Origin of the sequence: Micromonospora sp. WMMD729, assembly GCF_049315225.1 — a bacterium.
Taxonomy (GTDB): Bacteria; Actinomycetota; Actinomycetes; order Mycobacteriales; family Micromonosporaceae; genus Micromonospora.
The window spans coordinates 865,892-891,378 of sequence record NZ_CP186059.1 but is presented as its reverse complement, the minus strand read 5'-3'; the positions used below and the strand labels follow the sequence as shown (position 1 = coordinate 891,378).

22 protein-coding genes are annotated in these 25,487 nt (G+C 69.5%); 7 read left to right on the top strand and 15 right to left on the bottom strand.

Features of this window, described 5'->3' with window-relative positions; translation table 11 throughout:
• Nucleotides 1-120 precede the first annotated feature (120 nt).
• The 3 genes from ACN263_RS04160 to ACN263_RS04150 all read right to left on the bottom strand — a co-directional run bounded on the left by ACN263_RS04160 (nucleotide 121) and on the right by ACN263_RS04150 (nucleotide 3,376).
• Complete coding sequence (locus ACN263_RS04160; protein ID WP_422738494.1) at nucleotides 121-1,503, bottom strand: HNH endonuclease; 1,383 nt, start codon at nucleotides 1,501-1,503, stop codon at nucleotides 121-123.
• 48 nt (nucleotides 1,504-1,551) lie between these two features.
• Nucleotides 1,552-2,187, bottom strand: a complete 636-nt coding sequence (locus ACN263_RS04155) for a hypothetical protein (RefSeq protein ID WP_422738493.1) — start codon at nucleotides 2,185-2,187, stop codon at nucleotides 1,552-1,554.
• 82 nt (nucleotides 2,188-2,269) lie between these two features.
• Nucleotides 2,270-3,376, bottom strand: a complete 1,107-nt coding sequence (locus ACN263_RS04150) for an FAD-binding oxidoreductase (RefSeq protein ID WP_422738492.1) — start codon at nucleotides 3,374-3,376, stop codon at nucleotides 2,270-2,272.
• A 215-nt stretch (nucleotides 3,377-3,591) separates the two neighbouring features.
• Here ACN263_RS04150 and ACN263_RS04145 point away from each other — a divergent pair, with 215 nt between their 5' ends.
• The 3 genes from ACN263_RS04145 to ACN263_RS04135 all read left to right on the top strand — a co-directional run bounded on the left by ACN263_RS04145 (nucleotide 3,592) and on the right by ACN263_RS04135 (nucleotide 6,290).
• Nucleotides 3,592-4,110, top strand: a complete 519-nt coding sequence (locus ACN263_RS04145; RefSeq protein ID WP_422738491.1) for a flavoprotein — start codon at nucleotides 3,592-3,594, stop codon at nucleotides 4,108-4,110.
• A gap of 108 nt (nucleotides 4,111-4,218) precedes the next feature.
• Complete coding sequence (locus tag ACN263_RS04140; RefSeq protein WP_422738490.1) at nucleotides 4,219-5,742, top strand: helix-turn-helix domain-containing protein; 1,524 nt, start codon at nucleotides 4,219-4,221, stop codon at nucleotides 5,740-5,742.
• Nucleotides 5,739-6,290, top strand: a complete 552-nt coding sequence (locus tag ACN263_RS04135; RefSeq protein WP_422738489.1) for a GNAT family N-acetyltransferase — start codon at nucleotides 5,739-5,741, stop codon at nucleotides 6,288-6,290. The genes ACN263_RS04140 and ACN263_RS04135 overlap by 4 nt, the downstream gene beginning before the upstream one ends.
• A 151-nt stretch (nucleotides 6,291-6,441) precedes the next feature.
• On the opposite strand, the gene ACN263_RS04130 is transcribed toward ACN263_RS04135, so the two are convergent.
• Together ACN263_RS04130 and ACN263_RS04125 are read right to left on the bottom strand one after the other, a co-directional pair.
• Nucleotides 6,442-7,278 (bottom strand): SLATT domain-containing protein, encoded by an 837-nt coding sequence (locus ACN263_RS04130; protein ID WP_422738488.1) that lies wholly within the window; start codon nucleotides 7,276-7,278, stop codon nucleotides 6,442-6,444.
• Between the two features lie 16 nt (nucleotides 7,279-7,294).
• A complete protein-coding gene (locus ACN263_RS04125) occupies nucleotides 7,295-7,786 on the bottom strand; it encodes a cell division protein SepF (RefSeq protein ID WP_422738487.1) in 492 nt (163 codons plus the stop codon).
• A gap of 594 nt (nucleotides 7,787-8,380) precedes the next feature.
• Between ACN263_RS04125 and ACN263_RS04120 the strand changes: the two genes are divergently transcribed.
• Nucleotides 8,381-11,464, top strand: coding sequence for a DUF3427 domain-containing protein (locus ACN263_RS04120; protein WP_422738486.1), 3,084 nt, complete (start codon nucleotides 8,381-8,383; stop codon nucleotides 11,462-11,464).
• 10 nt (nucleotides 11,465-11,474) lie between these two features.
• On the opposite strand, the gene ACN263_RS04115 is transcribed toward ACN263_RS04120, so the two are convergent.
• Nucleotides 11,475-11,765 (bottom strand): helix-turn-helix domain-containing protein, encoded by a 291-nt coding sequence (locus tag ACN263_RS04115; protein WP_422738485.1) that lies wholly within the window; start codon nucleotides 11,763-11,765, stop codon nucleotides 11,475-11,477.
• Between the two features lie 105 nt (nucleotides 11,766-11,870).
• On the opposite strand from ACN263_RS04115, the gene ACN263_RS04110 reads away from it, so the two are divergent.
• A complete protein-coding gene (locus tag ACN263_RS04110; protein ID WP_422738484.1) occupies nucleotides 11,871-12,308 on the top strand; it encodes a VOC family protein in 438 nt (145 codons plus the stop codon).
• Between the two features lie 199 nt (nucleotides 12,309-12,507).
• Here ACN263_RS04110 and ACN263_RS04105 read toward each other — a convergent pair whose 3' ends face one another.
• From ACN263_RS04105 to ACN263_RS04090, 4 genes are all read right to left on the bottom strand, one after another.
• The gene (locus ACN263_RS04105) at nucleotides 12,508-13,743 is read right to left on the bottom strand and encodes a hypothetical protein (RefSeq protein WP_422738483.1); all 1,236 of its coding nucleotides are present in this window, start codon (nucleotides 13,741-13,743) and stop codon (nucleotides 12,508-12,510) included.
• 143 nt (nucleotides 13,744-13,886) lie between these two features.
• Nucleotides 13,887-15,023: an epoxide hydrolase family protein gene (locus ACN263_RS04100; protein ID WP_422738482.1), complete on the bottom strand. Its 1,137-nt coding sequence runs from the start codon at nucleotides 15,021-15,023 to the stop codon at nucleotides 13,887-13,889.
• 197 nt (nucleotides 15,024-15,220) lie between these two features.
• Nucleotides 15,221-15,766: a WapI family immunity protein gene (locus ACN263_RS04095; protein ID WP_422738481.1), complete on the bottom strand. Its 546-nt coding sequence runs from the start codon at nucleotides 15,764-15,766 to the stop codon at nucleotides 15,221-15,223.
• Nucleotides 15,767-15,811: 45 nt separating this feature from the next.
• On the bottom strand, nucleotides 15,812-16,960 hold the full coding sequence (locus ACN263_RS04090; RefSeq protein WP_422738480.1) for a hypothetical protein: 1,149 nt from the start codon (nucleotides 16,958-16,960) through the stop codon (nucleotides 15,812-15,814).
• 138 nt (nucleotides 16,961-17,098) lie between these two features.
• On the opposite strand from ACN263_RS04090, the gene ACN263_RS04085 reads away from it, so the two are divergent.
• Both ACN263_RS04085 and ACN263_RS04080 read left to right on the top strand, forming a co-directional pair.
• A complete protein-coding gene (locus tag ACN263_RS04085; protein ID WP_422738479.1) occupies nucleotides 17,099-18,649 on the top strand; it encodes a gluconokinase in 1,551 nt (516 codons plus the stop codon).
• Between the two features lie 186 nt (nucleotides 18,650-18,835).
• Nucleotides 18,836-20,245, top strand: a complete 1,410-nt coding sequence (locus ACN263_RS04080; protein WP_422738478.1) for a serine hydrolase — start codon at nucleotides 18,836-18,838, stop codon at nucleotides 20,243-20,245.
• A gap of 6 nt (nucleotides 20,246-20,251) precedes the next feature.
• Here the strand turns inward: ACN263_RS04080 and ACN263_RS04075 are convergent, their stop codons facing one another.
• The 5 genes from ACN263_RS04075 to ACN263_RS04055 form a co-directional block, all read right to left on the bottom strand.
• Nucleotides 20,252-21,010 carry a MerR family transcriptional regulator gene (locus ACN263_RS04075; RefSeq protein WP_422738477.1) on the bottom strand — a complete coding sequence of 253 codons (759 nt, stop codon included), beginning with the start codon at nucleotides 21,008-21,010 and terminating at the stop codon, nucleotides 20,252-20,254.
• A 50-nt stretch (nucleotides 21,011-21,060) separates the two neighbouring features.
• Nucleotides 21,061-23,316 (bottom strand): putative bifunctional diguanylate cyclase/phosphodiesterase, encoded by a 2,256-nt coding sequence (locus ACN263_RS04070; RefSeq protein ID WP_422738476.1) that lies wholly within the window; start codon nucleotides 23,314-23,316, stop codon nucleotides 21,061-21,063.
• 352 nt (nucleotides 23,317-23,668) lie between these two features.
• Nucleotides 23,669-23,902, bottom strand: coding sequence for a zinc-ribbon domain-containing protein (locus ACN263_RS04065; RefSeq protein ID WP_422738475.1), 234 nt, complete (start codon nucleotides 23,900-23,902; stop codon nucleotides 23,669-23,671).
• Between the two features lie 164 nt (nucleotides 23,903-24,066).
• The gene (locus ACN263_RS04060; RefSeq protein ID WP_422738474.1) at nucleotides 24,067-24,936 is read right to left on the bottom strand and encodes an SRPBCC domain-containing protein; all 870 of its coding nucleotides are present in this window, start codon (nucleotides 24,934-24,936) and stop codon (nucleotides 24,067-24,069) included.
• On the bottom strand, nucleotides 24,929-25,486 hold the full coding sequence (locus tag ACN263_RS04055) for a helix-turn-helix domain-containing protein (RefSeq protein WP_355051970.1): 558 nt from the start codon (nucleotides 25,484-25,486) through the stop codon (nucleotides 24,929-24,931). The genes ACN263_RS04060 and ACN263_RS04055 overlap by 8 nt, the downstream gene beginning before the upstream one ends.
• Nucleotide 25,487 lies beyond the last annotated feature (1 nt).

Genomic DNA, 25,487 nt, shown 5'->3' with positions numbered 1-25,487 from the left:
GTCCGGCGGGCCTTGGCCTGACGAGCGTGATACCTGTGAGTCATAACTATGACTCACAGGTATCACGCTTCACGGGGACCTGCCTCCGACTGTCCCGCCCCTGGATCTGGCGTCTCAAGGTCAGGGAATGCGGGCCACGGCCCGTCGGTGCCGACGAAGCGCTTCGAGGTCTGGCCGGTCATCGGCACTTTCCGGCAGGCGGATCTGCTGACCGTGGTAGCCGGAGTAGTGCGCGATGCCTGCCGCCACGTGCACGACGTACGACTCGTCGATCCAGATCAACCCTCGGTCGAGCAGGTTGTGCAGGTCAGCGCGGAGCAGGAGGCCGTTGTTCACCTGGTTGGTGGCCGGTCCGTCGTACGGGTCGATGTGTGCCGCCTGAAGCGCGGCCTCGGCATCACACCCGGTGATCGCGCACCGGTTGCCGTACGCCGTCATGAGCCGGCGGCGGAAGTCTGCCTGCCCCTGCCGTGCGGTGACCTCGGCCAGCCTCCTACGCCGCCCCTCGGACGCAGCGTCCGACTCGACAGCGCTGCTGTCGTCCGGGGACCTATTCAGGTTGTCTACTTCGGCCGGCCGTACCTTGTTCAACACCCGCTCGGCGAGTTGGTCGTTGTGTCCTGCGGCGTGCAGGGTTCGGACTCTCAGCAGCGGCTCGGTGAGAGCACGCACGGCCGCGGCGAATCGGTCGTCGCGGAAAGCGGCCATCAGGTCGTGATGCCAGCCATCGACCCGGACCTGGTCCGGCCCAGGGTCCGCGTAGTCGGAGTCGCCGATGGCCAGATCGGGGAAGGCGTCCACGAACGCCTGAAACGTCGGCCAGTGCTGGCGTAGGGCCGACCATCTGACGATGACGAAGCCACTGATCAGCGAGTGCTCGGCCGGCTCGGCGGGCTCGGCCAGAACGAACGTCTCCATCCGCTTCATGCTGACTGCGGCGAGTCGGCCGGCAAAGGTCGCCGGCAGGCAGGACAGCGCCCAATATTCCCGCTCCTTGTCAGCGGCGTCGGGCACAGCGACGTGCAGATACGCGCGGACCGCATCGAGCACTCCACCGTAGTACCGGCTGGACTTCAGGCGATCGAACTGGCGCTGCTTCGCGGAGACTCCGGGCAACCCCGACTCCTTCGGCACCTGCCTGTTGAAACGAGGCCCGAGGGACGCGACCAGCGCATCCTTCGCTTCCTGCGCATCGTCTGTCCGCAACCAGCGGAGGTCGCAGTGCGACAGCCAGTCTGCGACGTCGGCAGCAGCCGCCGGGGCACCGCGCTGGTCGAGCAATCGGCCGACCTGTTCGTGCAGGACCGATGAGCCCCGATTGCCGGTCAGATGCTGGCGAAGACGTCGACGTAGATCTCCCGTCGAGCCGACGTAGACGACCGTGCCGTCCTCGATGACAACGTGAACGCCGGGCATGCGTGGAGCCTCATCGGCGGCGTCCCTTGTGTAGGGACGCGCGGGGCTGAAGCCGGACAGCGGATCGCCGGAAGGGATGTCGGGCACGCCCAGACGCTACTGACCTGAATCATTTTTCGCGGTCCCGTGGAGCTGTCATCGCGCTCGTGCGACTGGCAGGTCCTCGACGTGGCCCCATCTGAGTTCGTTGGGGCTAAGCAGAGCGGCCTCGCCCCACGAGACCCGGAGCAGACCGTCGTCGGAGTTGCAGGCGAACCCGACGAGCAGCACCCTCGGCTCGTCGGTCAACTGCTCCACGGCCTCCCGCAGAGCTGAGCGGTCACGAGCCTCCTCCGGTGTGAGCGGCATCAGCGGGAGTGTGACCTCCTCATGACCCGGCTCAGGCCCGAAGAGGATCAGCAGGTCTCGGATCAGCCGGTTGAGGTCACGCCCCGGACGAGCGTCGCGCATGTCGACATCGCTCCGAGTCGCGTACCGCCAGGGCAACAGAAGATGCCCCCGACAGATGGTGACCCGCACCTGGGCACCGGGCGGATGGACACCGACCACGTCGGGGAGGTCGCGCAGGTACTCGTGCAACACCTCGTACTGCTGCTTCCACCGGACGGGGCCGAAAGCGTGGTCGGTGTCCAACTCCGATGCGTCGCGCGCACCCTGCGCGAGCTCGACCGCGCGGCCCAGCGCCGCCGGGACCAGATTGCGCAGGGAGGTTGCCAGAGGCAGCCCGAACTTCTCGACCGACCAACCGGACGGACCGTCAGCACCCCGCACGCCGCTTACCCCCCGCACCGAGACGAACACTCTCAGGCGTTTAAGCCTCTCATGGTGATCGATCGATGAGAAGGCACGGCAGTCAGTGGGTGAACCCTTCGGGCAGGTGGATGGGGGTCGAGGGGATGTTGAGGGCGCACAGCCGTGACCGCGCGTCGGCCACCATGGCGGGTGGGCCGCAGACGTAGATGTCCTGGCCGGGCTGGTGATGGTCGAGGGCGACGGTCAGGGCACCGCCCTGCTCGGCCGGCTCGGCGCAGGGGTCAGCCGACAAGGCCGGCACGATGGTCAGCCAGTCGTGGGCGCACTGCAGCTTGTCGAGGGCGATTGCGTCGTACAGGTCGGTGAACGTGCGCGCGCCGACCACAAGCGTCACCCGTCGACCGTTCGGTGCGGCGGCGACCTGCTCCACCAGGGCGCGCAGCGGCGCCAGCCCGGTGCCACCGGCCACGAGCAGCAGATCGTTGGTGCCCGCCGGGTCCAGGCTCAGCGAGGTGTCGACGGGTGGGCCGACCCAGAGCAGTTCGCCGGGGCGTACCTGATGAACCAGGCGGTGGGAGACGGTGCCGCCGGGTACGGCGCGGACGTGCAGCTCGACGGTGCCGTCCGCGCGTGGGGCGTTGGCCGGCGACAGCCAACGCCAGTGCCCGGGCAGACGCGGCGTGCAGACCGGCACGGCCTGACCTGGCTGGAAGGGCAGGCGCCGCAAGGGACGTACCGTCAGCATGGCGATGTCGGGCGACGGCCGATCGTGGCCAATCACCTCGACGTGCCACCAGGCTCGGCCGTCGCCGGCGTGCCCGGCGGCGCGGCGAATGGCGTGCGTGGCGCGGCACAGGGCGCGCTCGGCGACGACGGTGAGCTGCGGCGTCCACACTGGCTGAGCATGTCGAGCGACGGTGGCGAGCAAGGCGTCACCAATGGTGGTGGCGTGCGGGAGCAGGTCGAAGTGACGGTACGCGCGGCCGAGCACCTGGAGCAGCGCCGCCCTGTTCGCCGGGCTGTCACCGCCGGCCAGGAGGCGGCCCAGCGCGGTGAAGAACAGCGGCGCGTCGCGGTGCGGGAGCAGATCGGCCCGACGGTCTTCGACCGTGCACCAGAAGTCGGCAGCGGCCCGCACGTCGACCGACGCCCAGGCGGCGGCCAGACTCGCGCGGGCCGAGTGGTCGTCGTCGATCGCGGTGGGCATACCGGCTCCAAGTCGTTGAATCGTGGGCTGGCACCGGGGCGGGAGGAGCTGCGCCGATGAGGGCCGGCACAGCTCCGAGGCCGAGCACCCGCCCCGGGCCATGCAGCGACTGTCACGCCTGACCAGGCACATCGGCATGCCACGGTGATCGTTAACGGCATACGCGATCGGTATCCGCTTCACGCCGTGGCTGCCGAATCGGGCAGACTGCGGGCATGACGGAACGCCCGGTGCTGTACCTGGTCGTCTGCGCCGCGGGTCCGGCGGAAAATATCGACGAGCTGGTCGACCTCCTGATCGCCGACGGGTGGCGGGTCTGCATGATCGTCAGCCCGACCGCCGCGCAGTGGCTCGACCGGGCGGCGTTGCAAGAGAAAACCGGCTATCTGGTACGCGTGGAGTGGCGGATGCCCGGCGACCCCGAGCCGCACCCGCCCGCCAATGTGGTGGTGGCCGCCCCGGTCACGTTCAATACGGTGACCAAGTGGGCGTTGGGCATCAACGACACGCTGGCGCTCGGCGTCCTCAACGAGTCGCTGGGCGCGGGGCTGCCGATCATCGCGTTCCCGCACACCAAGGAGGAGTTGGCCGCGCACCCCGCCTACGCGGGTCACCTGGCGGTTCTGCGCGCCGCCGGCGTGATCGTGGCCAACGGCAAGCCGCTGGACTCGGTGAACGGGCCGGGGCGTTGGGGCGTGGTGGTCGAGGCGCTGCGGGCGTTACGCCAGTCCTGAGTTCGTGTATCCGGCGGTCCATTGGCGATATGCGTCGCGCGTATACCAGCGCTCCACGCAGCGTGTTCAATGGATACGCTCGATGTGGCGAGACGGACGGAGCCGCCGGTGACTCACGCGAACTGCCCTCGGTGCGGCGGACGGCTGGCCCGGGACAACGACACCGGACGGTGTACGCCGTGCCAGGCCGCCGAACGGGACAGGCTGAGCGCGCCGCCGGTGGTGCCGGCGAACTTCTGGGACCACAAACCGGTGCGACTCGCGCTCGCCGAGCGGCATCTGGGGCGGGTGATCCGGGCGTACCGCTGCCATCCGTACCACGGTCGGGTCGCGCTGCCGCAGAGCGTGGTGGCGGGGTGGTTGGGGATCACGCAGGCGCAGTTGAGTCGCGTGGAGAACGGGCCGCCACTCGTACACCTGGACCGGCTGGCGCACTGGGCGCAGCTCCTTGGGATACCGGCCTCCAACCTTTGGTTCCGCCTTCCCGGCCAGCATCGCTGGGTCGATGATGCAAGCCTCTCGGATGGCGAGATGGTTGGCGCACGCGGCGACGATCAGGTAAGCGAACGAGGCGATCAAGCAGCCGTGGCGGTTAACGTGGAACAGGCACCAAGCCAAGGGGGTGGCGTAACGGACCGCCGACGCTTCAACGTCCTGGCCGCACTCGCGGGACTCGCCGCAGGCGGTCACACATACCTGCTGCCCGGGCCGTCTGCTGAAGTGCCAGGAAGCATCGGCATGGAACAGGTACGTCTCGCCGGGTCCCTGGTTGACGATCTCCGGCGGGTTGATGCGGCCGTCGGGGCAGACCTACTCTGCGACGTCGCCATGCAGGCACACACCAGGCTGTCGGCCTGGGCAGCGCGGGCAACCTGCAGCCGCGAGGTCGGCGACGCGCTTCAGAGCGCCCTGGCCGATCTGTCCATCGAGGCCGCCTGGCTCGCCATCGACGCGGATCGCCGGTCCGAGGCGCGGCCGTACCTGCATGAGGCAATCACTCGCGCCCGGATCGCCGACGACCCACAGGCGGAAGTTCGCGCCCTCACGCACCTGTCCTTGCTGATCCGCGAGAGTCAGCCAGGCGAGTCCTTGCACTGCGCGGAGGCAGCCCTACGGATCTCCGCAGGGTGGGCCACGCCTCGACTCACCACATTGCTACACCTCCGCAGGGCACACGCATACGCCGTCCTGAGGGATGCCAGTGGGTTCAGCCGTGAAATGACCAAGGCCCGGCGTGAGTTGGACCGCGGACCTCACGAGGATGACCAGGGTTTCGTGCACTTCGTCAACGTCCAGGAGCTGAGCGGGATCGAAGGGCTTTCCTACCTTGCCCTCGGCAGACCCGAACGCGCTGCTCAGTCCTTGCGCTCGATCGCCGCCAACCCCTCTCCGGCTCATCGGCGGAACCGGGTCTACTACACGGTGAGGCTCTCGGAGGCCGTGTGCCAGCAGGGCGACGTCAACGAGGCGGCGCGAGTCGCTCTGGACGTCCTGCCCGCTGTCCGCCAGATCAAATCGAAGCGGGTGAGTCAACATCTTGCGGACGTGCGTCGGAATCTGGCGGCGCCACGGCAGGCAACCGCGACAACCCGTCAGTTCGTCGACGCCCACGACCAGGCGGTGAGCTTGTGATCGAGGGCCTGCAACTTCGCCATTACAGCGCTGACGAGGCCAAGGACATCATCGATCAGCTCGTGGACCTCTACCTGGAGGTCTACGCGGGTGGCGGCGAGTTCTACAGCGAGGAGCGCTACCGGCGGCAGCTCGACCTACATATGCAGCGAGTTGGGTGGGAGCTGGTTACCGCAACTGTCGGCGGGGCCCTCGTCGGTTACATCTACGGCTTTCCGCTACCCGCGCAAACACGGTGGTGGGAAGGCATCCACGAGCCTGTGCCACCAGGGTTCACCGAGGAAGACGGTAGGCGCACCTTCGCGCTCAGCGAGCTGCTGGTACACCCCGCCTGGCGACGTCAGGGCATCGCGGCGGCGCTGCATGACGAGCTGATGGCGGGCCGTGCTGAGCTGCGAACGACGCTCTTGGTCCTTCCCAGTAATGCTGCCGCCCAACTGGCATACCGATCCTGGGGCTGGAACAAGGTCACCAAGCTACGACCTAACTGGGAGACCGCACCAACCTTCGATGTCATGGTCCGCACCGCAAATTCGTCCTGCCCCTAGCTAGGCGTGGTGGCCTGCACCGAAGACAATGTGCATTAAACCCCTACTGACATCGCACGAACAAGTAGCACGGCCCACCCACCACGATATTCCCCGAGCCGAACGTTAACGCTCGATCCCAGCCCATAGAAGCCGACGATAAATGCCAAATTCACTCGCCCTGATTCCGCGACTCTGGAGGCTGTTCAAGGTTCTGCTGGCGCTTCTTCTGTTCTGATTTCAGGCGATGAACTTCCTCAACGAACTCAGCCAGCTGCTCTTCCTCGGACGGGATGCGCTTGTATCTCCCGACACCAACTTCGACGGCCTCCCACTCTGCCTCAATCGCATCGGCGGTCTGCTGCAGATAGAAGCTCCGTTCCTTGTACTTGAAGTAACCCATAAAGCCGCTTGCGGCACCGACAAGAAACGTGATACCGAGAACCGTCCAGCGATCCCACGTCATCTCTTCGGAAATTCCCGCGATTCCCGTTGCCGCCAGGGATCCAATAATCAGAAAGCCTTGGAAGATATTGTTGACAAGTCTATATTGCCTACTCTCGCTCCTCAGCTGGTCGATGTCAAAATAGGCGTCTTCCTTGTATGCAACTCGACGGACCTTTAGGTCTCCTTCGAGGCTTGCGACCACCAGCTTCCGCTCGTCACGCAGGCGGGCCAATTTGAGCTCGAGGTCGCTTTCCGACGGGCGAGCCGCACGAATCGAGGCACCCTTCGGCACATACCCACCGGGGTAGCGCTTGAGCAAGTAAGCCGCAATTCCGAACAGGATGGCGACAATAAACGCGGGCGTAAGGACAACTTTTTTCGCGTCCCCACTTAGCCAGGGCAGCCAATACAGGGCATAGAGCACTACAAGCAACACTGGACCGAAGGCCATGGACAGGTTCGACCACCGGTGTCGCGCTCGCGCATACTCCAGCTCGTGCTCCGTCTGCCGAATTGCGTGGTTCAGTACCAACACTTGCTCTGGCTGGCTAGGCGTGGGCAAGGAAGCTCCTTATACCTCAAGAACCGGGAGTAATAACAATTACGTTTTGGGCTAGTCGAAAGATCCAGCCATTCGCCATGACTGTCAGGCCGTGGCAATAATTCACGAGGCGCGCAGCCTCATACGGTGCCATGCAAGACAAGTCGATCGAAGCAACCCGGCCCGCCTGGAGAATTTCAGCGATCTCAACAGCGCCGACGCCGAAGTCGCTCGGCGTCACGCGAAGAGCCGCTTCCAGCCGGACACCCGGAGCCGCATCGCGGTCAAGCCTGTATGAATTCGCCCGCACGGCCAATTCCAAAGCGCGTTCCAACTCTGTAGCATGATCTCGGCGGCACACGCCACCAAGATCTACACTTCGCTCCCTCGTCGCCGCGGGGCGAGCACCCAGCCGATAAGCAGCAATGATCAGCGCAGCTAGCGCGACAAACGCAATGAGACCGAGAGACCACTCTGCCATAGTGCCGAACTCTCGATTGTTGGAATAATCCGAAATCACATATTCCATTGCGGGACCCGCCGAAGGCACACTAGTGGCCCTCGCTCGTCTTGGCGGAAAATCGACGGCGAGCCGTAAACCTTCCAGAGTGGAGACTGCCGCGTTGGAACGGCGACCGGAACGAGGCTCGGGTGCAATACGAAGTTGGACGTCGAGCCTGCGCCAATGCCGTGGTCGTCGCCCGAGTGCAGGACGGCCCCAGCTGTTGTCGCGGATGCCAATTCAGCATGTAGTGCTCCCTCAATCCACCAAGCATCGAGCCAACAGCTCCACACACGTGCTCGGGGAGATTACCCGCCAGAGCCCAGCTGTGGGAGACCAGGTGATCACTCCGTTCGGCCAAGCAGACCCACCCATCTCCGACTTGCTATACCAGGGGAGGTCAAAGTGAACGATTTAACGGCGGCGGCCTGGGAAGTTGTTTAGGCAGGTAGCGGCGTCACCGCCCAGTGGTATACACGGCGCAAATCGCCACCGACTGGTCCACGGCACCCGTGCCGTCAAGCTTGTACGCCGTACTACTTATCTGTCGGCGAGCCGACACATTGAATTCTGCGCCGGGCAAGGCAACGCGATAGCGCTGCGACCGATTAGATTGCCTGGATGACGGATCTTGAGCGGGGTGTGTACGAGCACCTGATCACCCGTGAGCTGGCTGACCACCTCCAGCACATCGACCCCGCACTGGTCCAACGCCACAACCTCGACCCGGCTGACGCACACACCGCCCTCGCCCGGCACATCGCCACCCTAACCGCCCGAGCCCTTCAGTCCGTCCCCAACGGCGACGACAAGCTCCGTCACCAGATAGCAATGGCGAACCAGATCGCCGACGCCATCGCTGCTCTCAGCCCCAAGGCAACGACCGATCAGGACCAGGTGACCGACGCCAAGCACCTGCTCCACGCCATCGCCGCCCCGCCCACACCGCCGGCGCTACCAGCCTTCCCGCAGCGGCCCACCACTCCCCTCTCCACCGGCGCGCTGCTGGTCAACGGCCGCCACCAGCCCCGCATCGGCCACGAGGTCAACCACGAGATGGCGTCGGCCGAGAGCGTCGACCTGCTCTGCGCGTTCATCAAGTGGTACGGCCTGCGCATCGTCGAGCAGCCCATCCGCGAGCTGATCGCGCGGGGCGGCCGGGTCCGCGTCATCACCACGACCTACCTGGGCGCAACGGATCAGCGAGCGCTGGACCGACTCAGCGAACTCGGCGCCGAGATCAAGGTGTCGTACGAGACGAGAACCACGCGCCTGCACGCCAAGGCGTGGCTCTTCCGCCGAAACAACGGCACCACCACCGCGTACGTCGGCTCGTCGAACCTGTCGAAGACCGCGCTGGTCGACGGCGTCGAGTGGAACGTGCGCATCTCGAACATCGAGCAGCCACACGTCATCGACACGTTCACGGCGACGTTCGAGGACTACTGGAACGATCCGGCGTTCGAGGCGTACGACGCGACCAGGGACGCGGAGCGGCTGCGGCAGGCTCTCACCGGGGAGCGCCGTGACCAGGCACCCACCGAGATCTCGAACCTGGACGTGCGCCCGTACCCGTATCAGGCGGAGATCCTGGCCGACCTGGACGCCGAGCGGTTGGTGCACGGGCGGTGGCGCAACCTCGTGGTGATGGCGACGGGTACCGGCAAGACCATCGTCGCCGCCCTCGACTACCGCCGGCTGCACCGCGCCAACCGGGCGGACTCGCTGCTCTTCGTCGCGCACCAGGAGCAGATCCTGCGGCAGAGCCTGTCGACGTTCCGGCAGGTCATGGGTGACGGCAGTTTCGGCGAGATTCTGGTGGCCGGCGAGCGGCCGAATGGCTGGAAGCACGTCTTCGCCTCGATCCAGTCGCTGCACCGGCGGGAGGTCGACCCCGAGGCGTACGACATGGTGATCGTGGACGAGTTCCACCACGCCGAAGCGCCCACGTACACGCGGCTGTTGGAGCGGCTGCGTCCGCGCGTACTCCTCGGGCTGACGGCGACCCCCGACCGGGCGGACGGCGGCGACGTCCGCCGGTGGTTCGACGGCCGCACGGCCGTTGAGCTGCATCTGTGGGACGCGTTGGAGCGGCAGTTGTTGGCGCCCTTCCAGTATTTCGGGCTGCACGACGACGTCGACCTGTCGCAGGTCACCTGGAAACGCGGCCAGGGTTACGACCTTGCCGAACTCACCACCCTCTACACCGCCGACCATGCCCGGGCGCGGCTGGTGCTGCACGCGGTCCGCGACAAGGTGGACGTCGGGCGGATGCGGGCGCTCGGGTTCTGCGTGAGCATCAGGCACGCCGAGTTCATGGCCGACTGGTTCAACCAGCACGGTGTGGCGTCGGCCGCCGTGACATCCCGGGCCGGCACCGACCGGGCGGGACTGCTGCGGGACTTCAAGGCCGGCAAGCTGCGGGTCCTCTTCACGGTGGACCTGTTCAACGAGGGCGTCGACCTGCCGATGGTCGACACGATCCTCATGCTGCGGCCCACCGAGAGCGCCACGATCTTCCTGCAACAGCTCGGCCGCGGCCTGCGCCTCGACGATGACAAGCCCTGCCTCACGGTGCTCGACTTCATCGGCGGCCAGCACGCGAACTTCCGCTTCGACCTGCGGTGGCGTGCCCTGACCGGGGTGAGCCGACGGGCCATCACCGAGGCGGTCCGCGACGATTTCCCGAGCTTGCCGAGTGGTTGCCACGTCGAGCTGGACCGGGTGGCCAAGGAGAAGGTGCTCGCCAACCTGAAGTCGGCGTTGCCCACCTCCAAGGCCGGGTTGGTGTCCGAGTTGCGGCACCTCGGCGACGTCAGCCTGGCCACGTATCTGCGGGAGACCGGCCTGGAGATCGAGGATGTATACCGGTCGGCCAGCCTCGGCGGCTGGACCGGTCTGCGCCGCCTCGCCGGCATCGAGACGTCCGCGCCCGGCGAAGACGACCGCGAGCTGGGCCGCGCCATCGGCCGCATGCTGCACACCGACGACACCGACCGGCTCGAGCTGCTGACCCAGGTCGCGGCCGGACCGCCCGCGCCAGGTCAGCAGGTGTACGCGGGCAGCGGCCGCCTGCTCGACATGCTGCACTTCAGTCTCTGGGGGCCTTCCACACCCCTCGCCACGCGCGAAGAGCGGCTGGCGCGACTGTGGAAGGAGCCGGCGCGCTGCGCCGAGCTACGGCAGGTCGCCGAGGTGCTGCGGGACCGCATCCATCGGGTCACCCCGGCTGCCACCCCGGGTGCCGTGCCGCTGCGGGTCCACGCCCGGTACAGCCGCAACGAGGCGTGCGCTGCGTTCGGGATGTCCAATCCGGGATCGCTGCGTGAGGGTGTGAAGTGGCTGCCCGACGCCCAGGCCGACCTGTTCTTCGTCACGCTCGTCAAGTCCGAGGCGCACTACTCCCCCACCACCATGTACGCCGACCGGGCCATCACCGAGACGCTGTTCCAGTGGGAGTCGCAGAGCACCACCTCGGCGGCGTCGGCGACCGGACAGCGCTACACGTCGGGCGGCTCAACAGTGCACCTCTTCGTACGGGAGACCCGGGTCGCCGACCGCGACCTGGGCGCGCCGCCGTACCTCTACGCGGGCACGATGACGTACGAGTCGCACACCGGCGACCGGCCGATGCGGATTCTCTGGCGACTCCACCACGCCCTACCCGCCGACGTGTACGCCACCGCCAAAGCGATCGCAGCCTAGCCGAACGCGCTCAATGGGCGTCGGCGTCCGACGCGAACTTGATATCCAGCCGCCTGTCCAAAGCGCGAGCGAGGCGTTCCAGCACGGGCAAAGTCGGCACGGTCCCGCCGGCTTCGAAGCGGGCTACCGCCGACTGAGTCATGCCGGCTGCTCGCGCCAACTGGCTCTGGCTCCAACCCTGTCCCTTCCGCAGGTGACGTACTTCCTGGCCAAGCTCGAAGGCGATCCGAGTCGCCTCGTACGCCTCACCAGCGCCCGGCTCAGCCATCCGGCGCTCACGCAGCTCGCCGTTCCATGCCATAGCAACGATGCTATACAGGTGTAGTTCAGCGAGGCGTTCATGACCGATACGGCCTGCTGGTGCGTCGCCTGCCACATCTCCGAATGATCCAGTTAGGTTACGGAGATGGAGCAGCGGATCAGTCTGGTCACTCTCGGCGTCGCCGACCTGGCGCGCGCCAAGGCCTTCTACGAGCACCTCGGCTGGCGTGGCCAGGAGGTCGAGGGGACGGTCTTCTTCCAGGCCGGCGGCCTGGCCCTCGTCCTGTGGAGCCGCGACAAGCTGGCCGCCGACGCGGGCGTGCCCAACCCGGACACCGGCGGTTTCGGCGGGCTGACCCTGGCCCAGAACGTGCGCTCACGGGCCGAGGTCGACGAGGTGATCGCGACCGCCGCCGAGGCCGGTGCCGAGGTGACCCAGCCGGCGCGGGAGACGTTCTACGGCGGGTACGCCGGCTACTTCACCGACCCGGACGGCCACGTCTGGGAGATCGCCTGGAATCCCGGCTTCACGTTGGGCCCGGACGGCACCCTCACCCTCCCCGACTTCGGCACCGCGACCTGACCCTGAGATCGGGAGATCTTGGACAGTTTCCGTTAGCTGACAACTGAGCTGACAACGGAAACTGTCCAAGATCTCTGCGCGATACGAACAGCACGACCTGATCCGACCACCGTTCGCCGAACCACGGGCACGGAACAACGCGGGGCACGTCCAACACGCGCCGAACGGCACGGCGGTCACACGTCGAGGGGCACCGGGATCAAGGGCCGGGCGATGGGCAGAGCAGCCGTTCCACAAGCGGCAACGACGGGTCCAGACATACCGTCAGCAGCGCGGGGTCGGGCGTCGCGGTGGGCGTGGGCGACGGCGACACGATGGGCAGGGCCGTCGGCACCGGGTCGGACGACGACGACGGGGTGGGAACAACCGAGGGCATCGCCTCGGCAGCCGGCGACGTGAGGGCGACGGCCGGCGACGTGGACGGCGCGGCGGCGACCGCCGGCGACGTCGAGCGGAGGGCAGCAGCCGGCGACGTCGAGGGCACCACGACCACGGAGGGGTTCGCAGCGAGCCGCGGCGGGCCGGCCGCCGGAGGACGCACCGGCCCCACCACAGAAGCCGGCCCGCCCACAGGAGCCGGCCCGATCACACGAGCCGGCCCGACCACGAGCGCCGGCCCGACCGCGAGGGCTCGCGGCGTTGTCAGGGCAGCAGGCGTCCGCAGCGGAGCACTCAATCCGGCATCCCGCATCGGCCCGGTCGGCGTCGGTCCCACCGCACCGGGGCCCAGCGTCGCGAACACCACCGTGGCGACGGCGGCGACGGCGAGCGCCCGGCGGTCGGGGCGTACCGCGGTCAGCGGCGCGTCGGCCGGCCCGACCGTCGGCAGTGGCGCGGGCGGGGATGCCCGGTGCGCGGCCAGCAGGTCGTCGAGCTGTCCGACGAGAGCGGCACGATCGGCGGTGACGGCGAGGGTGAGGTAGAAGCGGACGTTCACGGCGGCGCTCGCCGGGACCCGCAGGCCGGACAGCCGGCCGTCGTCGTGCAGCAGGGTGACCGGCACGTCCGGGTGGTGGGCGACGCCGAGCAGGTCGGCGTACCGCCATTCGCGCCGGTGGTCGCCGGCGAAGGCCACCCGTCGGCTGGTCACCACGGCCATGCCGGTGTCAACGGCACGTAGGCCCGGTGGCAGGGCCTCGGAAGACGGCTCAGCGAAGGAACACGAACCCGGTGTGGGCAGCCCGGGGACGTGCCGAGCCTCGGCCTCGACAAGTGTGGCGACGGGTACGACCCGGAAGACGAGCTCGTCCTCGTCGAGGTCGACGGGCAGGCCGGCGCGGGGTTGCGTACATCCGAGGAAGCCGGCGGCTTCGATTCGCAGCCGGACCAGGTGGTCCTCGCGTCGACGCCAGGCGGCGGCGTCGTCGCGGTACGCGCGCTGACGCCGCTCGTTCTCGCGTTCGGCCCAGGCCAGCCGCCAGGGAGAGGATGCCAAAGCGGTCACACGCGGTACAACCGCTCACGTACGTGACAGGCAACGCCGATCGAATCGATGCATCCCTTTGGTCCGCAAAGGAGAGAATTGACGGACGCCGGCGGCTGCTCCGACGGAGAACCGGAGCAGCCGCCGGGACAGCACTACGGGCGCAGCGAGGTGAAGAACTGCGTCAGTTCACCGGCCAGCAGGTCCGGCTCCTCCAGCGGCATGAAGTGCCCGCCCCGACCCGGTTCGCTCCAGTGCCGGATGTCGGTGCAGGCCCGCTCGGCGATCGAGCGGGGAAAATTTGCCTGCGAAGGTTCGGTGCTCAGCGTGAACGCGGCGGGCACGGTGATGTCGGGTCGTGGCGTGTTGTGGTCGAAGTCGGCGTACTGCCGGAACGACGAACCGATCGTGCCCGTCACCCAGTACAGCGTGATGATGGTGAGCAGGGTGTCCCGGTCGATGCTGTTCGCCAGGTCGCCGTGGTTGTCGCTCCAGTCCCGATACTTGTCGACGATCCACGCGGCAAGCCCGGCGGGTGAGTCGGCGAGCGCCGCTGCCAGGGTGTCCGGACGGGTGCCCATGATGGCGCTGTAGCCGCCGTCGGTCTCGTCGTACGCGGCCTCGGCGTCCAGGAACGCCTGCTCGGCGGGCGACAGCGGGTGGGCGTCGAAGCTGGCCGGGAACGGTGGATGGATCATGTGGATGCCAGCCACCTGCTCCGGGTAGAGGGCGCCGAGCCAACCGGTGACCACTCCCCCGACGTCACCGCCGAAGGCGCCGTAGCGTTCGTAGCCGAGCACGTCGGTCATCAGCTCGTGCAGCGTCCGGGCCAGCAGCGCCCGGGTCACCGGCTCGTTCGGTGTCGCCGAGAAGCCGAAGCCGGGCAGTGAGGGCACCACCACGTCGAACGCGCCGCCGGGCCGGTGGGGGTCGGTGAGTCGGTCGACCAGCGGCAGCATCTCGACGAAGCTGCTGGGCCAGCCGTGGCTGAGGATCAACGGCAACGGCGCGGGCGCGCCCGCCGGGCGCGCGGCCCGGACATGCAGGAAGTGCAGCTTCCGGCCGCCGACGACGGCCAGGTGCTGGGGGTACGCGTTGAGCTCGGCCTGGCGAGCTGACCAGTCGAACCCGTCGTGCCAGTAGGACACCAGGTCCCGCAGGTAGTCGGGATCGACGCCGCCCTGCCAGGGTCGGGTGCCGCTGCGGTCCGTGAAGCGGGTACGGGCCAGTCGGGCCCGCAGGTCGTCGAGAACCGCAGCCGGGACGTCGATGCGGAACGAGGAGACAGACATTTGTCCTCCGGTGAAGGAGGGCGCTCCCCGACGCGAGAGGTCAGCTGAGGGGGACGGCCGAGAGGAGCGCCCAGGAATGACGATGGGTGGTCACCGGGCTCACCTCCTCTCATGGCTGACGACGATCACCCTACACAGGCCCTGCGCCGCGACCTGCACGCGGCTTTCGTTGTCGCGCTCGGTTCAGCCCTCAGCGGTCAGCCCACGCGTCGCCGGCGCGGCAGGTGACCGAGCAGCGGGTCGTCGACCGGGAACCGCGATGACGTACGCGGCGGGTACGCCGCACAGTGCCCGGCCCACTGGTCGGCGGCGACGGCGAGCGCGTCCGCGGAGACGGTGAGAATCAGCGGATAGACGGCGGTGGCCGGTCGGCGCATCCACGGGGGCAGCGACTCGGCGGAGAACTCGACGATCAGTTCCAGCCGACGACGACGGATCACCCGGGTGCGCAGGGCCAGGTTCGGTTCGGTGAAGCGGACCATCGCCGGCGGCGGGTTCGACCCGAGGGCGGCGGTCGCCTGACCGTGCAGCCAACTGCCCAGCGCGCGGGCCTCCTCGACGAGCAGGCTCGGGTAGTGGTGCGACCAGAGCTGACCGTCGGCGGTACGGGCGTCCACCTCGATGAGCAGCCAGTCCTGCCAGCCCGGCGTGGCCAGGTCGGGGTCGTCGGGCGGGTCGATGCCCGGCTGGTAGCCGACCGGGCGAATCCGCACCCGGGCGCCGTCGTCGGATCGGATCTCCACTCAATCATTCTGGCCGACCTGAACGATCGTTATGGCCCAAACGCGCTACTTCGTGACGGTCCTCCGGACACCCCGGTGTTCGGCGCACGCGCCCGCCCGGCCGCCCGCGAGGCTCACCGAGCCGTCCCGGCACTGCACCAGGTAGCCCCGACCGGCCCAGAACTGCGGCACGCAGTCGAACCAGTCGCACACCTCGGCGGCCGGCCGGCGGATCCGCGTCCCGCCGCAGAAGTCGTACCCCAGGGGGTTCTCCGGCGCCCCGCAGCGCGGACCGGACGTCGCGCTGGGCGACGGACGTGGCGACGGCTTCCGCTTGGCCCCGCCGGTGGGCGCGGGCGACGGGATCGCCGGCCGCAGCAGCGCGGGGAACGCGCTGCCGGTCGGGGCCGGCGTGGCCGCCACGGCGACCTCCGCGCCACCGGTCGGGTGCGACGGGTCCGAGTCGACGAGCGCCGCCGGCACGAGCAGCGCGGCGGCCGCCGCCACCGCGATCGACCGTCGGCCGCCGGGCACGAGGGACGAGAGTCGGGCCTGGCCCGGCGTGGCCACCGCCGGTCGGAACGGTTTGAGCTGGTCGTGCTCGGCGATCAGCTCGTCGAACTGTTCGAGCACCGCGGCGCGCTGCTCGATCGAGTCGGCGAAGGCCAGCGTCAGCTTGAACCGGAAGTCCGCCGCCGCGTCGGTGGGCAGCAACAGTCCGGAGGTACGCCGCCGGTCCAGCACCTGGATCAGGGTCACCGGCGCCGCCGGGTCGTGGGCCAGGCCGGTGATGCGGCCGTACGCCCAGTCGCGTCGACCGCGCCCGCCCAGCAGCACCAACCGGCGGTTGGTGATGACGGCCATGCCGGCGTCGGTGACGCGTACGCCGTCGGGTCGGCGCGGCCGCAGGGGCGCGGCCGGCACGGCGACCGTCAGGTCCGGCGCGGGCAGCACCGCCGTGTGTCGCACCTCGACCAGTTGGGCGGCGGGCAGCGCCCAGAGCACCACCTCGTCGTCGAGGAGTTCGAGTGGAAGGCCCGCGCCGGCGGCGGCGGAACCGTGGAAGTCGGCGGCGAGGGCGCGCAGCCGGCGTAACTCGTCGTCGCGTCGCCGCCAGGCCGTCTCCGCGCCGCGGTACGTGCTGATCCGTCGCACGTTCTGCCGCTGCGCCCAGCGGTACCGCCAAGTGGAACCCGTCGAATCAGTCTTTGCCACGCCGACTCCTTCGCCGCGTAGGCCACCAATCTGGGGTGCACTCGGATTAACAGTCGTGATGGTCCGCCCGGACACGCCAGGATGGGCGAACTACCCGAACGGTGGAGCAACCCGGACGATAGGGCGATACTGACGGTCATGCCGCCAGACACCCCGCCCGGTGTGGTGATCGGGATCGACATCGGCACCACGAGCACCAAGACCATGGCGTACGACACCGACGGGCGGCTGCTCGCCAGCCACTCCGTCGGTTATCCCCTCGACGGCCCGCACCCCGGGTACGCCGAGCAGGACCCGGACGTGATCCTCGCCGCCGTCGTCGAGTCACTCCGGACCGTGGTGTCCGAGGTGGCCGCACCGATCTCCGGCCTCGCGTTCTGCTCCGCGATGCACAGCCTGATCGGCCTCGACGCGGCCGGCGACCCGCTCACCCCGTCGGTGACCTGGGCCGACTCGCGGGCCACCCGGCAGGCCGAGCGGCTGCGGGCGGTGCCGTCCGGGCTGGCACTGCACCGGCGTACCGGCACGCCCATGCACCCGATGTCGCCGCTGCCCAAGCTGCTCTGGTTCGCCGAGCAGGAACCTCAGCTCTTCGAACGCGTCGCGCACTGGGTCGGCATCAAGGACTGGGTGCTGCTGCGCCTCTGCGGGGAGTTGGTCACCGACCACTCGATCGCCTCGGCTACCGGCCTGATGGACATCCACACCCTCGGGTGGGACGCCGAGGCGCTGACCATCGCCGGCATCACCGAGGAGCGGCTGCCCCGACTGGTCGCCACCACCGCCGTCCTGCCCGGCCTCACCCCGCGGGCCGCGGCCGCCATCGGCGTGCCGCAGCGCACACCCGTGGTGGTCGGGGCGGGCGACGGGCCGCTTGCCAACCTGGGTCTGGGCGCGGTGCACCCCGGCATGGTGGCCTGCTCGATCGGCACCAGCGGCGCGATGCGGGTCATGGTCGAACGCCCCGGCGTCGACCCGCTGGGTGGAGTGTTCTGCTACGCGCTGACCGAGAAGCGTTGGGCGGTCGGCGGCGCGATCAACAACGGCGGCATCGTCCTCAGGTGGGCGGGCGCGGCGCTCGCGCCGGAGTTGGGCGAGCACTCCGAGGAGGACCTGGTCACCCTGGCGGCCCGGGCGCCGGTCGGCTCGGGCGGGCTCCTCATGCTGCCGTACCTGCACAGCGAACGGGCTCCACACTGGAGCGCGTTGCCCCGCGGCGCGTACGTCGGGCTGACCCACGGGCACCGCCGGGAACACCTCGTCCGGGCCGCCATGGAGGGGGTCTGCCAGCAGCTCGCCCTGGTGCTCGCCTCGGTGCGCGCGGCCGGCAACGAGGTGCGCGAGATCCGGGCCGGTGGCGGCTTCGCCCGCAGCGGCCTGTGGCGGCAGATGCTCGCCGACGTGCTCGGCATGCCGGTGAGCTTCCCCGCCGGCCGCGAGGGGTCGAGCTTCGGCGCGGCACTGCTCGGCATGCAGGCGCTGGGCCTGATCCCCAGCATCGACGTGGCGGCCGATCTGGTCCGCATCGAGGAGGTCATCCGCCCCGATCCGGCCGCCGCCGCCACCTACGCCTCGCTGCTGCCGCTCTTCGCCGAGCTGTACGAGGCGCTGGTGCCGGCCTTCACGTCGATGCGCCGCCTGGCACCCGGCCTGCCCGCCGAGCCACCCACGCCGGGACCGATGACATAGCCGGCTCGATCATCAGCCGGCTCGATCGTCGGCCGGCACCGGGCCGGCCGTTCGGCGCTGAGCGTGATGCCTCTGAGTCATCTTGATGCCGCTGAGGCATCATGCCTCTACGGCCGCTGCCCTCCCGGACGGGTGACTCAAGCCCCGGCAGCCCCACCAACCGCTGGCGCTTCTTATCGTACAAACGTGAGGAAAAGCGACAAGAAGCGCTCATCTTCCCTGCTCGCGGCGGCGGTCGCGCTGGTCGTCGCGGCGACGACCGGCCCGGCCACCGCCGGCGGTCCCGGCCGTGACCACCAGACAACCCTGGGGTACGCGGCCGACGGGCCCGCCGCCGACGACGGGCTCGCCGACGGGCCGAGCGACACGGACGGGCCTGACGACACGGACGGGCCCAGCGACACGGACGGGCCGAACGACGAGGGTGGGCGGAGCGACGAGCCGGGCGTGGAGCCGACCCCGGAGCGGGCGCCGACAAGCGAGGTGTCCTGGCTGTCGTTCCCCGGCGGGGCGTTCGCGGTCGACTCGCTCGGGCACACCGTGCGGTACCGGGCCTGCGACGGCGACACCGGCCGGGTCGCCGACCCGGGCATGCGCGTCGCCGCCGGGGTGGCCAGTGGGGCGGTCGTCGTCGGGGGGACCGCCTACCGCTACCGGGTGCCGCTGGTCGGGCGCAGCGAGGGCACGCTTGAGGTGATCCAGCGGCACCGCCCGCCGACGACGCTCACCGGCGTGGTGGTCACCAGCCCGCAGCCGCCCACCGACCCGGTCGCGGGCGCCCGGCTGTTCCCGCTCAGCAACCAGCTTGCCCGGGTGGTCGCCGACGCCAGCCTCAACCCGGCCGGAGCCACCGTCCGGGACCTGTCCGGCCGGTACGGCGATCAGCAGGTCTCGGTCAACGGCGCGCTGCGCCCGAAGGCCGCGAGCGTCATCAAGCTCTGGATCCTGGTCGAACTCCTGCGCCGGGTCGACTGTGGACAGGTGTCCCTCGACGAGGGCGTACTGGTCACCCCGGCCGACGTGGTGGGCGGCACCGGCCAGCTCCAGTTCGAGACGTTCCCGCAGGTGGTCACGCTGTACCGGCTCGCGCGGTACCTGATCAAGTACAGCGACAACGTCGCGGCCAACGTGCTGATCACCTACCTGGGTGGGTTCGCCCCGGTCAACGCGCTGATCGACTCGATGAACCAGCGCTCCACCATCCTGGCCCGGCGGATGCTCGACAGCGCGGCAGCCCAACGCGGCGAGGAGAACTACACCAGCCCGGACGACGTCGTGTCGCTGCTCGGCGCGGTCTGGGACGGCGAGATCCTCACCCCGGCCTCCCGGGACCTGATGATCGGCTTCATGCGCGAGCAGACCCTCAACACCAAGATCCCGGCGGCGCTGCCGCCCGGCGTCCCGGTGGCCCACAAGACCGGTGACCTGCCGGACGCCTCCCACGACGTCGGCTACTACCTGATCCCCGGCACGGAGACCGCCGTCGCGTTCCTCACCGCCGGGCCGATGGCGACCGGGGACGAGACCGTCCGCCGGATGGCCAGGACCGTCTACGACTTCCTGGTCACGCCATCCGACGGAGCGGTCGAGGAGTGAGCCGCGTCAGGCTCGGCTGATCGCGTTGGCGTGGATCGCCTCGCTCACGTAGGCGGCCAGGCCGGGCGCGATGTTCTCGTAGTACGCGGTGAACCGCTCGTCGGCCAGGTACATGTCGGCCAAACCGGTGTGCATCTCGTACGAGCACTCGTAGAACCAGCGGCTGATCAACTGCCGGTGCTCCTCGGCCAGGTCCATCGCCTCCGGGCTGTCCGCCGGCACCCCCGAGGTGAGCAGCGCGACGATCCGCCGGCCCCAGTCCTCGTTCTCCGCCTTGTTCCGGAGCCAGTCCTCCTTGGTGTACCGGGCGACCCGCCGGTTCGACTCCCGGTACGCGTCGGTGTCGCCCCAGCGCTGCTCCGCCTCGGCCTCGTACTCCTCCGGCCGGAAGTCGCCGAAGACCTCGAACCGCTCCTCGGGTGTCAGTTGGATGTTCAACTTGCTCGCCTCCATCGCGAATTCGATCGCCGTGACCATCTCCTGCAACCGCTTGATCCGTACCGTCAGCAGTTCGTGCTGGCGGCGCAGGTGCGCGGCCGGGTCGGCCGCCGGGTCATCGATGATCGCGGTGATCTCCTCAAGCGGGAAACCCAGCTCGCGGTAGTACAGGACGAGTTGCAGCCGTTGCAGGTCCGTGTCGTCGTAGCGGCGGTAACCGGTCGACGTCCGGCCGCTCGGCGAGAGCAGACCGATCTCGTCGTAGTGGTGCAGCGTCCGTACCGTCACGCCGGCGATCTTCGCCACCTGACCCACCGTGTACGCCATGGTTCCCCTCCCTTCCGGAAACCAGGCTCCTGCCTGCCGCTACGTCAGGGTCAAGCCCGATTCTGACCCACCGTGGCGGGGCTGTCCGGACGCCCGTACAGATAGCCCTGGCCGCGCGGGCAGCCGATGGCGGTGACCGCGTCGTGCTGGCGCTCCGTCTCCACCCCCTCGGCGATCACCGCCAGGTCGTACGCGCCGGCGAGCCGGGTGACCATCTCCACCGTGGCGTACGCCCGCTCGTCCGTGCCGAGGCGGGCCACGAACGAACGGTCGATCTTCAACTCGGTGGCCGGGATGCGGTGCAGGTAGCTCAGCGACGAGTAGCCCGTGCCGAAGTCGTCGATGGCGATCTGGATGCCCAGTTCCCGGAGCTGGTGCAGCCGCTCCAACACCGCGTCGGTTCCCTCGATCAACGCCGACTCGGTCAGCTCCAGCGTCAACGCCCGCGGCGACAGCCCGGCGCTGGCGGTGGCCGCCGTGACCGTGGCGATGAGGTCCGGCCGGCGCAGGTGGGCCGCGGCGATGTTCACCGCGACGGTCGCCTCCGGCGCGCGGGCCCGCCAGGTCGCCGCGGCCCGGCACGCCTCGTGGATCACCCAGCGGTCGATCGGGAGGATCAGGCCGGTCTCCTCGGCCAGCGGCAGGAATCGTGCCGGGGCCAACATCCCCAGGCGGGGATGCCGCCAACGCACCAGCGCCTCGGCGCTGCGGACCGCACCGGTGGACAGGTCGACGATCGGCTGGAACTCCAGGTGCAGTTGCTCCTCGTCGACGGCCCGGCGCAGGTCGGCGATCAGCTCCGCCCGGGACACCGCCGACTCGCGCAGCGCCGGCGTGCACGTCCGGTACGCGGACTTGCCGGCGGCCTTCGCCGCGTACATGGCGATGTCGGCGTCGCGCAGCAGGTCGCTGTGCGAGGCGTGCTGCGGCCCGTACTCGGCGATGCCGATGCTCGCCGACGGGTGCACACCCACACCCTCCTCCCCCTCGGACGGGCGCAGGGCGTCCAGCAACCGTTCGGCCAGGTGCTCCGGCGACACCGGCCGGTCCCTCTCGACCAGCACCGCGAACTCGTCGCCACCGAGGCGGGCGATCGTGCCGTCGCCGTCCACGGCAGCCCGCATCCGGGCCGCCAGCCCGGTCAGCAGGGCATCACCGGTGGCATGCCCGAACCGGTCGTTGACCTGCTTGAACCCGTCCAGGTCGAGCAGCAGGACCGCCACCGGCCGGCCGTCCCGCAGGGCCAGCCGCAGCAGCCGGTTGAACAGCAGCCGGTTCGGCAGGCCGGTGAGCTGGTCGCCGTACGCGAGGCGGCGCAGTCGCGCCACCAGGCGCAGGTTCTCGTTGGCGGCCAGCCCCTGGCGTACGGCGAGGGCGGCGAGCAGCGCCATCATGGTCACGAAGACCAACGGCGGGGTCTGGCCGGTCGGCCGGCGGGCCAGCAGCACCGCGATGATCGCCCCACCGACCGGCAGGTACGGCAGCGCCACCCGCCACCACGGCGGCAGCGGGGACTCGGCGGTCTCGTCGGTGCCGTCACAGTCCGGCGGCGGACCGCTCCCGGTGGCCAGGCCGATCAGCAGATAGCTCAGCGGCCAGCACAGGTCGATGGGGTGACCGGCGTCGTACGCACCACGGGCGACCAGCGAGACGTACACCACGTCCGCGACCACCCGGATGGTCAGGCTCGCCGCGAGCACGCTCATCGGCCGCCACAGCGGACGCGCCGGACCGGCCACCGCCACCAGGATGGTGAGCTGCATCAGGTCGAACATCGGGTAGAGCAGCCCCAGCGTGCGCGCCGGATCGGCCAGCTCGGCGGAGGCCACGCCCCGGAACACCAGCACCCAGCCGACCGGTACCAGCGCCAGCGCGACGATCACGCCGTCCAGCAGCGTCCGGGCCCGCCCGACCGCCGTGCGTGGCCCCGACGGGGAGCTGAGCAGCGCGGCGGTGCCGGTGAGGATGCCGGCGCTGAACACCACCCCGATCAGTGCGTTGTGCGGCAGGTCGTCCCCGACGAGCCGCTGCACCGTCCAGATCCCCCGCCCCAGCGCGGCGAGCGCCATGGTGACGGCGAGCAGCGTCCAGAACCTGCGCAGCGGGGCCGGATGTCGGCGGCCCACGTTCGCACAGGCGACCGTCGCCCAGCCGGCCACCAGCAGCGCGCCCACGTCGCTGACCAGCGCGGCACCGGGCAGCGCGGCGGCCAACCAGCCGGCCTCCACGACCAGGACCGCAACCGCGACAACCGGGCCGATGGGCTTGAGCTGCCCCCCGGCCTGCTTCACGTCCTGTCGCGACACGGTCGCTCCGGCTCTTCGTCGTGTGTGCACAGTCGGCGGACCGGTCCACGGCAAACCCCGAAAGCCTAGCCAGCGCCCCGGACTGCCGCCAGAGCCGAACATCCAGGTCGGTGGGGTCTCCCCGGGCGTTCGTGCCGGCCCGCGTTCCGCGCCGGCCGACGGGTCGGGTCAGCGGCCGGCGGAGCGGTTCCAGGGTGAGCGGGGCAACGCGGTGCCGGCCAGCGGGCGGCGCACGGGTCGGCGGCGACGCCGGCCGGGGGTGCACGGCGGGCGGGCTGCGGTGTGCACCACGGGTCCGGCCGACGACGACGGTCGGCCGATCAACCAGCACAGGAAGCGGGCCATCTGCGGCTCAGCCGACCGGGAGGCGCTGGGCGTCGGACTTGGCGATCTCGTACTGCGCCCCGCAGAACGTGCACTGCTGCGCGTACCGGGTGCGGATCGGGATGAGCGGGATGAAGAAGAGGGTGAATTTCGTCGACCGGCGGGTGATCACCTGTGCGGCGTGGTTGCCGCAGTGACGGCACACCTCCTGCACGACACCGGACCGGTCGACCTTGGTACGCAGACCAAAGATGAAGAACATCGCCCGGCAGTACCCACTCCACCCCGAAAAGTCACCGCCCCCGCCCCACCGGCTGCGAGATCCGCACAAGTACAGTGAAACTGCTGCCTCCGCGCGGCTTGAGGCAGCAGTTTCCCTGATGTTGCCCGGATCTTGGGCCCGAGTGACGTGACGGGCGGGGACGGTCAGAAGGTGGGCTGGGGGTCCAGGCCGGGGACCTCCTCGGCGAGCCAGATCGGCTGCCAGGCCGTCATCTCGTGGAAGCGGCGCAGCTCGAACAGACCGGCGACCGTACCGCTCCAGGCGCCGTACGGCGGGTTGGTCTCGTCGAAGCCGCTCTGCACGAAGGTCAGCGTGGTGCGACCACCGGATTCGGCCAGCTCCCAGTTGGTGACGCCGGTCGGCCCCCAGTCGACGGACATCCGCCGGCCGGGCTCCAGGTCGACGATCTTGGCGGCGTACCCGGCCTCGAAGCCGCCCATGGCGTACCGGCCGCCGACCCACGGCTCGATCCCGATGGGGTAGCCGAACCAGGCGCTGGCCTGCTCGGAGTCGGTCAGCGACTCCCACACCTTGTCGGCGGGGGCGGCGATGACGAGCTCGCCACGCAGGTCGGCGGAGGTGAAGTCGGTGCGCGGCAGCAGCGGCTTGCCCTCCAGGTGGGCGGCCAGGTTGGCGATGGACAGCGCCCAGTACGTCTGGAGCACGCCCCGGATGCTGGAGCCGCTCATCGCCTCGGCGAAGTCGAAGTGGCTCTGGGTCAGCGTGAGCACGGTGGCGTCCGGGCCGTCGGCGGCGAGTTGGAACCCGGTGGTGGTCTCGACCCCGTCGAGCAGCCAACCGAAGCTCAGCGAGTCGTCGTCGACGTGCAGGAGGCGCTGGTGCGGGGCGTCACCTTCGGGCGTGTAGCGGCCCCAGAACTCGTACCGCTCGGGCAGCTCGACCTCGGCGTGCTCGGCCAGCCAGACGCGCAGCTCGGCCGGGTCGGTCAGCGCCTGGCGGACGCGCGCCACGGGCGCGGCGAGGCGGGCCTGCACCTTCAACGGTTCACTCATTGTCGTTCCCTTTCGGATAGCAGGCGACGGCCAGCTTGAAGGCGTCGCCCTCGCTGCCGCCGTAGCGGGTGAACAGGTCCTGAAGTGCGGTTTGCAGGTCGTGCAGGAACTCCTGGCGTTGCTCGGCGGGCACCCGGATCTCGCCGGAGACCCCGATCGAGGGCAGCTCGGGCGCCGCCCGGTCCAGGGCGGCGATGTCGGCCTGGACCTCCTCCATCAGGTCGAGCAGGTAGCCCAGGCTCAGCTCGTCGCGGGCCCGCCGCAGCCCGATCCGGCCGACCAGCCGGGGCGAGAGCCAGTACGACCGGGCGGCGGCCTGGTAGATGCCCTCGGTGATGCCCCGGACCTTGCGCTCGTTGACCAGCTCGACCAGGCCGGCCGCGACGAGCTGCTTGACGTGGTAGTAGACGCGCTGTGGCGTCTGGTCGAGTCGGGCCGCGACCTCGGTGCAGGTGCGCGGTTCGGCCAGTTGCCGCAGCACCTCCACGCGCTGCGGCTTGAGCAGGACCTCGGCCTGCTCGATCTGCTCCAGGTACAGGACGTCTCTCATG

Coding starts and splice junctions, on each gene's coding strand:
- ACN263_RS04150 (WP_422738492.1), bottom strand. CDS start 3,376: ATGCCCACCGCGATCGACGACGACCACTCGGCCCGCGCGAGTCTGGCC.
- ACN263_RS04145 (WP_422738491.1), top strand. CDS start 3,592: ATGACGGAACGCCCGGTGCTGTACCTGGTCGTCTGCGCCGCGGGTCCG.
- ACN263_RS04125 (WP_422738487.1), bottom strand. CDS start 7,786: ATGGAATATGTGATTTCGGATTATTCCAACAATCGAGAGTTCGGCACT.
- ACN263_RS04120 (WP_422738486.1), top strand. CDS start 8,381: ATGACGGATCTTGAGCGGGGTGTGTACGAGCACCTGATCACCCGTGAG.
- ACN263_RS04115 (WP_422738485.1), bottom strand. CDS start 11,765: ATGGCATGGAACGGCGAGCTGCGTGAGCGCCGGATGGCTGAGCCGGGC.
- ACN263_RS04110 (WP_422738484.1), top strand. CDS start 11,871: ATGGAGCAGCGGATCAGTCTGGTCACTCTCGGCGTCGCCGACCTGGCG.
- ACN263_RS04100 (WP_422738482.1), bottom strand. CDS start 15,023: ATGTCTGTCTCCTCGTTCCGCATCGACGTCCCGGCTGCGGTTCTCGAC.
- ACN263_RS04085 (WP_422738479.1), top strand. CDS start 17,099: ATGCCGCCAGACACCCCGCCCGGTGTGGTGATCGGGATCGACATCGGC.
- ACN263_RS04075 (WP_422738477.1), bottom strand. CDS start 21,010: ATGGCGTACACGGTGGGTCAGGTGGCGAAGATCGCCGGCGTGACGGTA.
- ACN263_RS04065 (WP_422738475.1), bottom strand. CDS start 23,902: ATGTTCTTCATCTTTGGTCTGCGTACCAAGGTCGACCGGTCCGGTGTC.
- ACN263_RS04060 (WP_422738474.1), bottom strand. CDS start 24,936: ATGAGTGAACCGTTGAAGGTGCAGGCCCGCCTCGCCGCGCCCGTGGCG.
- ACN263_RS04055 (WP_355051970.1), bottom strand. CDS start 25,486: ATGAGAGACGTCCTGTACCTGGAGCAGATCGAGCAGGCCGAGGTCCTG.